9 protein-coding genes are annotated in these 12,689 nt (G+C 67.0%); 5 read left to right on the plus strand and 4 right to left on the minus strand.

Features of this window, described 5'->3' with window-relative positions:
* Nucleotides 1-161: 161 nt before the first annotated feature.
* The 3 genes from ACFU5V_RS38475 to ACFU5V_RS38485 all read right to left on the minus strand — a co-directional run bounded on the left by ACFU5V_RS38475 (nucleotide 162) and on the right by ACFU5V_RS38485 (nucleotide 3,133).
* Nucleotides 162-551 carry an excalibur calcium-binding domain-containing protein gene (locus ACFU5V_RS38475; RefSeq protein WP_378706115.1) on the minus strand — a complete coding sequence of 130 codons (390 nt, stop codon included), beginning with the start codon at nucleotides 549-551 and terminating at the stop codon, nucleotides 162-164.
* Between the two features lie 145 nt (nucleotides 552-696).
* Nucleotides 697-1,617 carry a polysaccharide deacetylase gene (locus ACFU5V_RS38480; protein WP_378706117.1) on the minus strand — a complete coding sequence of 307 codons (921 nt, stop codon included), beginning with the start codon at nucleotides 1,615-1,617 and terminating at the stop codon, nucleotides 697-699.
* Nucleotides 1,618-1,639: 22 nt separating this feature from the next.
* Nucleotides 1,640-3,133: a purine-cytosine permease family protein gene (locus ACFU5V_RS38485; RefSeq protein ID WP_378706119.1), complete on the minus strand. Its 1,494-nt coding sequence runs from the start codon at nucleotides 3,131-3,133 to the stop codon at nucleotides 1,640-1,642.
* A 108-nt stretch (nucleotides 3,134-3,241) separates the two neighbouring features.
* Between ACFU5V_RS38485 and ACFU5V_RS38490 the strand changes: the two genes are divergently transcribed.
* The 5 genes from ACFU5V_RS38490 (at nucleotide 3,242) to ACFU5V_RS38510 (ending at nucleotide 12,027) form a co-directional block, all read left to right on the plus strand.
* Nucleotides 3,242-4,753, plus strand: coding sequence for a PucR family transcriptional regulator (locus ACFU5V_RS38490; protein ID WP_378706121.1), 1,512 nt, complete (start codon nucleotides 3,242-3,244; stop codon nucleotides 4,751-4,753).
* 274 nt (nucleotides 4,754-5,027) lie between these two features.
* The gene (locus tag ACFU5V_RS38495; RefSeq protein WP_378706123.1) at nucleotides 5,028-6,362 is read left to right on the plus strand and encodes an MFS transporter; all 1,335 of its coding nucleotides are present in this window, start codon (nucleotides 5,028-5,030) and stop codon (nucleotides 6,360-6,362) included.
* A gap of 65 nt (nucleotides 6,363-6,427) precedes the next feature.
* Nucleotides 6,428-7,648: a M24 family metallopeptidase gene (locus ACFU5V_RS38500; protein WP_378438342.1), complete on the plus strand. Its 1,221-nt coding sequence runs from the start codon at nucleotides 6,428-6,430 to the stop codon at nucleotides 7,646-7,648.
* Nucleotides 7,649-7,722: 74 nt separating this feature from the next.
* Nucleotides 7,723-8,532: an IclR family transcriptional regulator gene (locus tag ACFU5V_RS38505; protein ID WP_378706125.1), complete on the plus strand. Its 810-nt coding sequence runs from the start codon at nucleotides 7,723-7,725 to the stop codon at nucleotides 8,530-8,532.
* Nucleotides 8,533-8,598: 66 nt separating this feature from the next.
* The gene (locus tag ACFU5V_RS38510; RefSeq protein WP_378706126.1) at nucleotides 8,599-12,027 is read left to right on the plus strand and encodes a protein kinase; all 3,429 of its coding nucleotides are present in this window, start codon (nucleotides 8,599-8,601) and stop codon (nucleotides 12,025-12,027) included.
* On the opposite strand, the gene ACFU5V_RS38515 is transcribed toward ACFU5V_RS38510, so the two are convergent.
* Nucleotides 11,996-12,688 carry a hypothetical protein gene (locus ACFU5V_RS38515; protein WP_378706128.1) on the minus strand — a complete coding sequence of 231 codons (693 nt, stop codon included), beginning with the start codon at nucleotides 12,686-12,688 and terminating at the stop codon, nucleotides 11,996-11,998. The genes ACFU5V_RS38510 and ACFU5V_RS38515 overlap by 32 nt on opposite strands.
* Between the last annotated feature and the right edge of the window lies 1 nt (nucleotide 12,689).

Raw genomic sequence — 12,689 nt, forward strand, 5'->3', positions numbered from 1 at the left:
CCGAACGGTTCCGGGCCAGACCGGTAGCACCAGCCCTTCCCGGACCGACGGGAATCAACACCAACGTGTCTCAGACAGGTTGACAACTTCCGTTTGGGGCTCGAAAAGGGGTGCGTCTGCGCAGAAGGGGTGCGCCTGCGGGTGGAGCGGTCGGTGGTCGGCTACTCGCAGGCGATGCCGTCGTTGTCGCGGTCGAGGTGCGAGGCGTAGCCGTCCTGCCCGCGGTAGATCGGAGTGACGCCGGCATTGCGGGCCTCGGTGCAGTTCTTGTAGCCCGCCCGCGGTGCAGGGGCCGGCGGTGCCGGAGCCACCTGCGGCGCGGGGGCTGCCTGCGGAGCCGGTGCGACCTGCGGTGCGGGAGCGGGTGCTGCCGGAGCGGCGGGTGCGGGCGGCAGGAGCGGGTTCACGGCGTCGGCCGAGCCGCTCGGAATCAGGGACGCGATCTCCGGGGGAAGGAAATCGAAGATCGTCGCCGCCTGCGCGGACGGTGCGGCCGCCATCGAGATGGCGGCACAGCCGAGGATGCCGAGAACTAGCCGTCGAGCGTTCATGTTTACCTCGTTCAGGGGTGGGGCAGGGCTTTCACGGAATGGTCGAGAAAGGCCGCGACGGCCAATCCATTCGGTGTAGCGGGAATAGTAGCCAACGGGTAACGGTCTACGAAAGTCGTTGAAGCGCAATGGACCTCTGTGTCATTCATTCGAATGACACAACGGGGGCCGGGGGAGTCCGCCGGATTTGCACGTCGGGGAAGGTGGGGATCTCGAATCGGGTGTGCGTGAAGGGTTCGGTGCAGACGCGCTGGGCGTGTGCGGCGATCTCGCCGAGGGTGGTCACCCACATTCCGGCCATTGCCGTGACGTTCTCGACGAGTCGTTCGAGTGCTGCTGCTTTGGAGGGCCGTCCGGAGATGAACGGGTGGTTCGTGAGGACGAAACACCCACCGTCGGTGTGCTGGGCCTCCGCCTCCAGGGTCCACATCTCGAGGACCTTGGCGGGACTTTCGATGACGCCGCTGCCGGTGACACCCGGGTAGAACGCGTACTGTTCCCAGTCGTCGAGTGCCCAGTCGACGGGAATCTCGATCAGGGTTCGCCCCGATTCCGGGCTGGTCGCCATCAGGTAGGGTGCGTCGCCGTCGAGCAGGCTGGAGTCGTAGACGAAACCTCGGTCGGCGAGGAGTTCGGGTGTGTGCCAGTTCATTTCCCACCAGGGTGCGCGATAGCCGACGGGACGGATGCCTGCGACCTCTTCGAGCGCGTCGAGCCCTCGGTCGAGGTAGCGCGCCTCGGTGGCGGCGTCGAGGCCTTTCATGGGTTCGTGCAGATATCCGTGGTGCCCGATCTCGTGCCCGCCGTCGAGGATGGCGCGAACCGTGTCGGGATAACACTCGGCGGTGAAGCCCGGCACGAAGAACGTCGCGCGCACGCCCTGGCGCTCGAGCAGTCGCAGAATGCGGGGGACTCCGACGCGGGGGCCGTAGGACTGGTGGCTCATCAGCGACATTCGGTTCGCCGCGGTGGGATCGTGGGCGAGGACGCAGGATTCGGCATCGACGTCGAAGGTGAAGGCGGCGGCTGCGGTGTGGCCCTGCGGCCATGTGAAGTCGTTGTTCACGAGTGCTCCTGGTGTTAGGGGGTCAGTTGCCGGTGAGGACGTCGGGGGAGTCGGCGGTCGCGGCCGATCGTGTCGGGGACTGACCGGTCATGCGGTAGGGGCGGTGCGCGCGGGGGCCGAGGACTGAATAGAGGGTGGCGGCGACTCCGCCACCTGCCAGCCAGGACAGGTCGAGCCCGCCGAGGGCGCGTGCCGCGAAGCCCTGTGTGAGGCTCGTGGCGCCGTACATGAACAGCCACGTCGCGGCGATCCCGGCGACGAAGCATCCCATCGTGGTCCAGTTGACGTCGGGCAGTCGGCGAGATCCGATCGGGTCGAAGAGCCGGCGGGCGTCGATCTGTCGTTTCTCGACCCGGAAGTAGTGGACGAGCATGATGCCTGCCCAGCTCGCGATCCAGGCCACGATCGCCGCCAGCCACGTCTCCAGCACGGTGGCCAGGCTGGATTGGAAGATGAAGAAGACGACCACGACGAGGGCGAACATGCCGACCAGCAGGTTCAGCTTCCGGCGGTGCGCCTTGATGTCGAGGGCTTGTGCGGCGACCGAGAACGTGTAGATGTTGAGGATGTTGGTGGCGATCGGCCCGTGAATGACGAGGAACAGCACCGGCAGCGCCAGCGCGCCGAAGTTCGACACGATCAGTTCGCCCGGATCCACGGAACCGTTGGTCGTGGCGAGGCTCGCGCCGAGCACTCCGAGCCACACCACGGGAACGAACTGGCCGAGCGTGCTGGTGAGATAGAGCTTGCGCCGCGACACCGTCCGGCTCACGAACCGTGAGTAGTCGCAGGCGTAGGTGAACCACGTGATTCCCCAGCCGATTCCGATCACGGTCATCACCGTCGACATGGCCGCGATCCGGGCGCCGCCCTGCAGGACTTCACCGGTGGGCCCGGCGTACGACCAGTCGATGTCGAGGTGGAACCAGGCGACGACGGACATCAGAACCAGTACCGCCAGCGTCGGGGGAACCGTCCACCGCTCGAAGGCGGCGATGACGCGGTACCCGAACCACGCGATGGTCACCTGGATCGTCATGATGACCGCGCCGACGAGGATCTTCGCCGCCAGGTTCCGCTCGTGCGGGTCGACGAGATCCAGTTTGCCGAGCAGTGCCATGACCAGGTCGAGGACGATCCAGGTGTTCACGGCGCACCACCCGACCGCCAGGCAGGCCTGGATCGCGGCCGGCAGATACGCGCCGCGCCGGCCGAACGCCGCCCGCGACAACACCATGCCGGTGACGCCGGTACGCTGGCCGATGAGAACGAAAACGCCGAAAAGTGCCATACCGACGATGTTTCCGGCGACAAGAACGATGAGCGTGTCGCGGAGACCGAGTCCGAGGCCGATGCCGAGAGCGCCGAGAACCCAGTTGATGGGCGCGATATTCGCCCCCGCCCAGATCCAGAACTGGCCGGAGACGCGCGTCGTGCGTGCTTCCTCGGGGATGGGCTGCAGTACTTCTTCGAAGTCGTGGACGTGCGGACTGTCGGTGGGAATGTTCTTGACCATCGGACTCCCTTGGTGAGGCCATGTGGACTTCCCATCTTCCGGTGCGTGACCCACATCACACCATTTACACTTTGCCAATAAAATCGGGTCGTCAACGAACGGAATGTCATGTCACTGTCGTTAGCCGACGTCCTCGCACACCCGAGCCTGGCTGCCGGACGCCCCCTCGTTCGCGTTGGCGCCCAGCTGCTGACGCAACCGGTGCGCTGGGTGCATTCGAGTGAGGTCATCGACATCGCGCACCTTCTTCGCGGCGGCGAGTTGCTGCTGACCGCCGGTTTCGCGCTCGCATCCGCCGATCCGGACCGGCTGCGGCGGTACGTGCGTGAATTGTCGGCTCGCCGCGTCGCCGGAGTGGCCATCGAGACCGGGACGCAACTGCCGCAGATCCCCACGGAACTGGTCGAGGAGGCGTCGGTGGCGGGGTTGCCGGTGGTGGAATTGCGAGGGGTCGTGCCGTTCGTCGAGGTGGCCGAGGCGATCAACGGCCTGCTGGTCAACGAATCGGTGCAGCGACTGCGTCGTGGTGACACCGTTGCGCACGCGTTGTCGGAGGAACTGGCGCGCGGCGGCGGTCCGGACGAGTTGCTTGCGGTGCTCGCGCGACTTCTGCCCGGCGACGTGACCCTGTTCGACGCGGCCGGCGACGTGATCGCGGCCCTCGGGAACGAGATCGCCTCTCCCGCTGCAGATTCGGGGCTGTTCTCGGTACCGGTGGCGGTTCACGGTGTAAGTGTCGCGACGCTCGTGGTGTCTCCGGACGACCCGGCCGATCACGTCACCGCGGAGGCCATCGTCGAGCGAGCGCCGGCAGCGCTGGCGATCTCGCTCCTGCGATCCTTTCCGCCGTCGGCCGCGGTCCGCGCCGCGCAGGCGTTGCTGCGGATCGCCGGCCAGCCGAATCCTGCGCCCGAGCGTGTCCTTGCGGCGGCCCGCGCGGCGGGGCTGGCCGACGGCGTGTCGTACGTCGGGGTCGTCGGCCGTTCGCTCGACGGGTCGGTGGCTCTCGCCGCTGTCGACGCGGCGCTGCATCGGTACTCGGCCGGAACGGTGTCGTCCGTGGCCGGTGACGAGGTGCGCGCGATCATCGTTGTCCGGGCCGACGACCGGTCCGGGTCGTGTACTGCTCTGGTCGAGTCGTTGCGCACGGCGTCCGGGGCGGAGCAGGCCCGGGTGGCGGTGGGGCCGGTGGTCGCCGGTCTGACCGGATTGCCTTGGACGCTGGCGGAGGCGCGGTTCGTGCTCGACCTCGCGGGCGATCTGGGCATCGCCGACACCGTGGTGGTCGCCGCGGGCCTCGTTCTCGAACGCCTGGTCCGGCGGATCGACGATCCTGCCCTGCTGGCCATGTTCGTCCGGGAGATTCTCGGGCCGCTGCTCGCGGTGGGTGTGGAGCGTGGTCGCCGCCTGATCGACACGTTGGACGTCTACCTGCAGTGCGGGTGCAACAAGACCGAGGCGGCGGCCCGGCTGCACGTTCAGCGCCAGACGCTGTACCAGCGGCTCGAGCAGATCTTCGCACTGCTCGGCGAGGATCCGACGGGTTCGCCGCGGCTCGCTGCCCTGCACCTCGCGACGCGCCTCTACCTCGGTGGTGTGGTCGACACGACAGCGTTGTAACCCCCTCGGCTCGGTAATTGCAACGATGTTGCATTCCTGTGAACATCGTCGGGATTGGCGATCTGGGATGGTGTGACCGCCGAACTGCCGTGTTTACTGCGATTTCAGTCCCTATTCATTCACTGCAACCGTGATTCGATTGCTATGGCGACGCGACCCGTTGACATGTGACGGTGCGCACAATATCGTCACTAATCGAATCGCAGTTGCACTGACGGCAACAAGTGCTATTCGTCGCAGTCGGCAGGCGCCGACGCCCCGAGAAGGAGTGGGCATGGCCCAAAACCTCAATTCCCCCTCAGCTGCGCCGCACTCGGACGAGGCCGGCGCGGTGAACCCCTCGCCCGGAGTTCTCCGGCGCGTCGTCGCGGCGAGTTTCGTCGGCAACTTCGTCGAATGGTTCGATTACGCCGTATACGGTTATCTCGCAACGGTTATCGCGGTGGTCTTCTTCCCCGAGACGGCGCCCACGACGGGCCTACTGGCCACGTTCGCGGTGTTCGCCATCTCGTTCGTCATCCGCCCGATCGGCGGCCTGGTCTGGGGTCACTTCGGGGACAAGATCGGCCGCCGCACCGCGTTGTCGCTGTCGATCCTCATCATGTCGGCGTCGACATTCTGTATCGGCCTGATCCCCAGCTTCGATCAGATCGGGTACCTCGCACCGGTCCTGCTTCTACTCGTCCGCATGGTGCAGGGATTCTCGGCCGCCGGTGAGTACGCGGGTGCCTCGGCGTTCCTCGCCGAGTACGCCCCGGACCGCAAGCGCGGCCTGTTCACCAGCGTGGTGCCCGCGTCCACGGCTGCCGGACTTCTGTTCGGATCGTTGATCGCGGCACTGCTCACCGCGGCGCTGTCGACGGAACAGCTCAACGGGTGGGGCTGGCGGTTGCCGTTCCTGCTCGCGGCGCCGATGGGTCTGATCGGCCGTTACATCCGGTTGAAGCTCGAGGACACCCCGAAGTTCCAGGAAATGGAACAGAAAGTGGAGGACAACGCGCCGCTGTCGATCCTGTTCACTCATCATCGACGCGCAATCGTCATCGCGTTCGGAGTCACGTGCCTCAACGCGGTCGGCTTCTACCTGATCCTCAGCTACATGCCGACCTACCTGTCGGAGGTGCTGCATGTCGGGCAGACGGCCTCGTTCGTCGCCGCGTCGATCGCCCTCGCCTGCTACATCGTGTTCATCTTCGGGATGGGTGCGCTCTCGGATCGATTCGGCCGCAAGCGAGTTCTCGTCGGCGCGTCGATCTGCTTCGCCGTGTTCACCGTCCCGCTGTTCAGTGCGCTCGGAGCAGTCGGGATCGTCGGTGTCGTCGTCATCCAGATCGTGTTGTGCGCGTTCCTCACCATGAACGACGGCACGCTCCCGACCTTCCTGTCCGAGATCTTCCCCACCCAGGTCCGCTACAGCGGCTTCGCGTTCAGCTTCAACACCGCCAATGCCCTGTTCGGCGGGACCGCACCGTTCGTCGCCACCCTGCTGATCGAGATCACCGGCAGCACACTGGCGCCCGCCTGGTACCTCGTCGCCGCGGCCCTCGTCGCCATGGGCTCGATGCTGATGGCTCGCGAAACCTCCCGTAGACCCCTGGCCGACGTCTGACCCACCCGTATCTCCCACAGAAATGCGGCATCCCGCGATGCCGCCGCCAATTCGAAAGGAACATCATGAACTTGGAGCGCATCAAGAACATCCCGAACGGCGAGAAGGTCGTTCCCACGTTCTCCCCGGTGGAAATGGACCGCAGGCTCGTCGCGCTGCGTAAGCACATGGCGGACAACGGGGTTGTCGCCGTGCTGTTCACCAGCTACCACAACATCAACTACTACTCCGACTTCCTCTACACCGCGTTCGGCCGCCCCTACGCCCTCGTCGTCACCCAGGACAGCTCGACCACCGTGTCCGCGAACATCGACGCCGGCATGCCGTGGCGGCGCACGTTCGGCGAGAACGTCGTCTACACCGACTGGCGCCGCGACAACTTCGAGTACGCCGTGCAGCAGGTGCTGGCGAACCAGGGCATCTCGCGCGGCATGCTCGGTGTCGAGGACGACCACCTCACCCCAGACCTGCGGTCCCGCGTCGCCGCGGTCCTGCCGGGAATGACGTTCGCCGATGTCGCCAAGGCCACGATGCGGCAGCGCATGGTGAAGTCGCCCGAGGAGATCGAACTGATCAAACACGGCGCCCGGATCGGCGACCTGGGCGGCGAGGCCATCCGCGACGCCGTCAGGGAGGGTGTTCCGGAGTACGAGGTGGCGATCGCCGGGTCGAACGCGATGATCCGGGAGATCGCGGCCACCTTCCCGCACGCCGAACTGCGCGACACGTGGGTGTGGTTCCAGTCGGGTGTCAACACCGACGGTGCCCACAACTGGGCTACCAGCCGTCGCGTCGAGCGCGGAGACATCCTGTCGCTGAACTGTTTCCCGATGATTGCCGGCTACTACACGGCGCTCGAGCGCACGCTGTTCTACGGTGAGCCGTCGGCGGAACATCTACGACTGTGGGAGGTCAACGTCAAGGTCCATCGCCGCGGCCTCGAGCTCATCAAGCCGGGCGCGGTCTGCAAGGACATCGCCGCTGAGCTGAACGAGATCTACGAGGCCGAGGGTCTGCTGCCGAACCGCACGTTCGGATACGGGCACTCCTTCGGCGTGCTCTCGCACTACTACGGGCGCGAGGCGGGCCTCGAGCTGCGCGAGGACATCGACACCGTCCTCGAACCCGGCATGGTCGTGTCGATGGAGCCGATGATCATGGTTCCCGAGGGAATGCCCGGTGCCGGTGGCTACCGTGAACACGACATCCTGGTCGTCGGCGAGGACGACGCGGAGAACATCACCCGGTTCCCGTTCGGACCCGAACACAACATCCTCGGCGTCTGACCGGTACGCCGACCCTGCCGCGGGTGTGGCAGGGTCGGCAGAGGTACCAGCCGAGTCGAAGGAGCGCAGCGGACATGAGTGTGGACGACGTCGATCAACTCGGCGATCAGAACGGTGACACGAAGCCGTCGCCGTCGGTTCTGCTCAACGGGCTGCGCGTTCTGGAGGCGTTCTCGATCAACGAACCGGTGCTCGGCGTCACCGAGATCGCGCGGAAGGTCGATCTACACAAGAGCAGTGTGTCCCGGATGCTCGCGACCCTCGAGAAAGCGGGATACGTCGAACGGGAGGAGGGGACCGGGCGGTACCGGCTCGGTCTCGGCGTGATCGGCCTGGCCGGGCCGCTGCTGGCGAACCTCGACGTTCGGCGGGTGGCCCTGCCCGAACTTGAAGGTCTGACGCGCCGGACCGAGGAGACGAGTGCCCTGATGGTGTGGAACGGCCACGAATCCGTCGTCGTCGAACAGGTTCCGAGTCCCAAGCAGGTCAAGCACACGGCCGCGGTCGGCACTCGATACGACACGTATGCGAGTTCGTCGGTCCAGGTCTTCCTGTCCGACATGCCGCGCGCCGAGGTGGAGCGGCTGTTCGAACGGCGGCTGCTGCTGGGGCCGGACGACGCCGACTCCGTGGGCGAGTACCTCGACGAACTGGGTGAGATCCGCGATCGCGGATACGCCGTCAACGACGGCCGGACGTCGATCGAGGAGGTCGGCATCTCGGCGCCGGTCCACGACCACCGCGGCGTCCTCGTCGGCGCGGTGATGCTGTCGGCACCCCGTTTCCGGGTTCCCCACACCATGCTCGACTCGCTCGGCCGCACCGTCGCCGAATCGGCCCGCACGGTGGCCGCGCGGCTCGGTGCACCTGCGACGCGCGACTGACGACCCGATCTCCGGGTGCCCCCGCGGACTATCCTGGGTGGAGCGTGTCGGAGGTGGTGCAGGCCGATGGCGAACGACGATCCGTGGGCAACCCAGCGTCAGCCGGAGATCACGTCCGAGCTGGCAGCGGCAGGATTCGACGATGCCGTGGAGATCGGCCGCGGCGGGTTCGGGGTCGTGTATCGCTGCCTGCAGGAAGACCTCGATCGCACGGTCGCCGTCAAAGTCCTGACGTCGAACCTCGATCCCGACAACGTGACGAGGTTCGTGCGGGAGCAACGGGCGATGGGCCGGACGTCCGGGCACCCGAACATCGTCGCGATCTACCAGGTCGGGGTCACCCGGAGCGGTCGCCCGTTTCTCGTCATGCCGTACCACTCGTTCGGTTCCCTCGACGCGCAGATCCGTCGTTCGGGCCCTCTCGGGTGGCAGGAGGTCCTGCGGCTCGGGATCAAAATCTCCGGCGCCCTCGAGACCGCGCATCGCGGTGGGATGCTGCACCGCGACGTCAAACCGGCGAACATCCTGCTCACCGAATACGACGAACCGCAGTTGACGGACTTCGGCATCGCCCGCGTCTCGGGTGGATTCGAGACGACGGCAGGGTCCATCACCGGCTCCCCGGCGTTCACTGCTCCCGAGGTACTCGAAGGCAGGCCGCCGACGGTCGAGTCGGACGTCTACAGCCTCGGGTCCACGCTGTTCTGCGCGCTGACCGGTCATGCCGCGTACGAGCGCCGCAGCGGTGAACAGGTCGTCGGTCAGTTCCTGCGGATTTCCACGCAGGCGGTACCCGATCTGCGGGACGCCGGAATCCCCGGCGACGTGTGCAGCGCCGTCGAACATGCCATGTCCCGCGCGGTCGAGGACAGGCCGGGCGGTGCCGCCGACTTCGGCAACGAGCTCCGCACGGTCGAGCGTCGCAACGGTGTGACCGTCGACGACATGTACATCCCGATTCGACGGGCACCCGAGCAGCCGCACGATCATGCCGGCGAATCCACCCCGTCTCGGCGACCTGGGCTCCCGTACAACGTGCGGACGCCGCCGACCCCGCCCGCGCCGGTGACGAAGTTCCGCCCACCCACGACCACCCGGCAGCTCGTGCCGCGCCGCCGGCTGCTCGCCGCTTTGCGCGCGGGACGGGACCGCAGGCTGACTCTCGTCCACGCGCCTGCCGGGTTCGGCAAGAGCAGTCTCGTCGCCCAGTGGCGCGACGACCTGGTCGAGGCCGGGACCGCGGTGGCGTGGCTGACCGTGGACCGGGACGACAACAACGTGGTGTGGTTCCTCTCCCATCTGGTCGAGGCGATCCGGCGGGTCCGCCCGGACGTCGTCACCGACCTGGGGCAATCCCTGGAAGAGCACGGGGAAGCGGTCGAACGGTTCGTCCTCACGTCGCTGATCAACCGGCTTCACGACAGCGCGGACGCGCTCGTCGTCGTGATCGACGACTGGCATCGCATCTCCGACTCCGGACCGATCGAGGCGATGACGTTCCTCCTCGACAACGGGTGTCACCACCTGAAATTCGTCGTCGCGAGCAGGAACAGGTCGGGGCTGCCCCTGAGCCGGATGCGGGTGCTCGACGAACTCAACGAAATAGCCTCCGCAGAACTGTGTTTCGACTTCGGTGAATCACAGAACTTCCTGTCGGACCGGGTGCAGGTTCCGCTGAAGGACACCGAGATCGAGCAACTCCGGGAATCGACAGACGGCTGGATCGCGGCACTGCAGTTGGCCTCGTTGTCGTTGCGGGAGGCCGGGAGTCCGGAGAACCTGATCGACCAGCTGCGGACCGGGACCGACGCCATCGGCGAGTATCTCGCCGAGAACGTGCTCGACGCCCTCGAGCCGGACATGCTCGACTTCATGCTCGCCACCTCGGTCCCCGGCACGGTGTGCGGCGACCTGGCGTCGGCGCTGGCGGGTGTGCGGGACGGGCAGGCGCGACTCGAACAGGTCGCCGCACGCGATCTGTTCCTCGGCAGGACGGGGGACGACCGTCAGTGGTATCGCTACCATCACCTGTTCGCCCAGATCCTCCATCAGCGTCTCGAACGGGATCATCCCGGACGCATCATCGACCTGCACCGCCGGTCCTACGACTGGTTCCGGGAGCGGCATCTGCTGGGGGAGGCCGTCGACCACATTCTCGCGGCCGGCGAACCGCAGCGCGCCGTGGAACTGCTGGAGGAGGATGATCTCTACCTCCTCGATCGATCGCAGATGTCGACGCTGCTCTGCCTGATCGGGAAACTGCCCGCCGATCTGGTGGCCGCCAGTCCGCGTCTGCAACTCACGATCGGGTGGGCGAACTGCGAACTCCAGCGCCTCGAACTCGCTCGAGCAGCCCGAACGCGGGCGCTCGAGCAGATCGCCGGTGGCGAGATGTCCGAGCAGCACGCCGCGCAACTCCGGGTGGAAGCGGATGTCCTGCAAGGCGATATCGAGGTGACCGCCGACCGTATCGCGGGGGTGCGGGAACTCGTCTCCGAATGCCTCGCCCGTCCGGCGGAGTATCACCCGTTCGTGGTGTCGATGGCCGCTCTCATCGCGACGTTCGTGGACACGTGTGAATTCCGGTTCGAGGACGCCTACCGCAGGCAGAGTTGGGCGGCCCCGTACCACCGGCAGAACACGGGGCCGTACTCCGTCGCCTACGGATACTGTTTCGCCGGACTCGCGAAGTTCGAGCAGCTCGACGTCGGTGGTGCGATGGAGCTGTACCGCAAGGCGTTACAGCTGGTTCGGGAGGCGGAGAACACGCAGTCGCAGCACGCGCGGCTCACCCGCGCCCTTCTCGCCGAGGTGCATTACGAGCAGGGCCGGATCGACGAAGCGGACGAACTGCTCATCGAGACCTTCGATGCCGCCGCGCTCGGTGGCGCAACCGATTTCATGATCCGGCACTACTGCCTCAGGGCGCGGATCATGGCGGTGCGCGGCGATCTCGACGCCGCGGAGCGACAGCTCACGGAGGGAGTCCGGACCGCCGAGACGTTCTCCCTGCCGCGTCTGCGGGCCGCCGTCGACAACGAGCGGGTGCGGATCGGGCTGCCCCCGTCGCCCGAATTCGTCGCCGTCACCCGCGAGGCCCGCCGAACCCCCGCCGACGGCCTCGGACTGGCGACGGCGCAACTCGAGGAGGAGGCGGCCATCAGGTTGCTCGAGGCGCAGGGCGATCCGGATGCGGCGGACCGGGCGTGCGCATGGGCGGACGCGTGGGTGCGGGAACTCGACGGCACCGGGCGACGCCGGGCCAGGCTGCAGGCGGTCCGGTTGCTGGTGTCGTGTCTCTGGGCGGCCGGACGTCGTGACGAAGCGCAGGCGGCGCTTCTTCCTGCGGCTGTGGAGTGCGCTCGGCACGAACTGATCCGGTTCCTACCCGACGGCGGCCCGAACGTCGTCGCAGCGCTGTCGGCGCTGCGGGAGAGCGGTCATCAGAGCCTGCCGCGGACGTTCACCGATGCAGTGCTCGCGGCAGTCCACTAGCGCCCTCCGGTGAACAGAGGCGCCACGGTTCCAGCAGGGTTTCGTAGTGCGCCCTGGTGAAATCGTGTGTTCCGACGAGATCCGACACCGCGTGCGCAGCCGCCGCGTCGCGCACGGCGGTCGCGAGATCGGCACACATCCGCTCGTCCTCGCGCAGGGTCACCCCGTCCATGTAGTGGCGTTCCCACGCGGCGTCCTGGGCGCGGTACCAGGACCTGATCCGGCCCGCTTCCGACGCCGCGTCACGTGCGCAGATCCAGGCGCCGAGCCGCCGGCGGCCGTCGACGGCGCTGCTCGTCCGCGTCAGTGCTCCGAACCGTTCGTCGACGAGTGCTGCCGCATCGACGGCGTGCCGCACCACGTCCTCCCAGTTCGGACCGAAGGCCTGTTCGCATTCGTCCTCGGTCACGGTGAACGAGTCGAGGGCGGCCAGCGCGTCGTCCAGCACGTCGAGGCGGAGAAGGTACGAGTCCGGCAGGGCGCTTCGGCTCAGTAACTGGAATGCCACGAACGCGTCGCCGCGCACCCACGCGCAGTGCACGAGAATGTCGAGCACCGACAGTCGGGTCTCCGGCGCGTACGCGCCGCGCGCCGGAACCGGGTGCTGCCGGATGAAATGAGCGGCGCGGGCCGGGAGAAGTCGGAGTTCGTCGGTGATCATG

It is taken from the genome of Rhodococcus sp. NPDC057529 (assembly GCF_042802055.1).
GTDB lineage: Bacteria > Actinomycetota > Actinomycetes > Mycobacteriales > Mycobacteriaceae > Rhodococcus_F.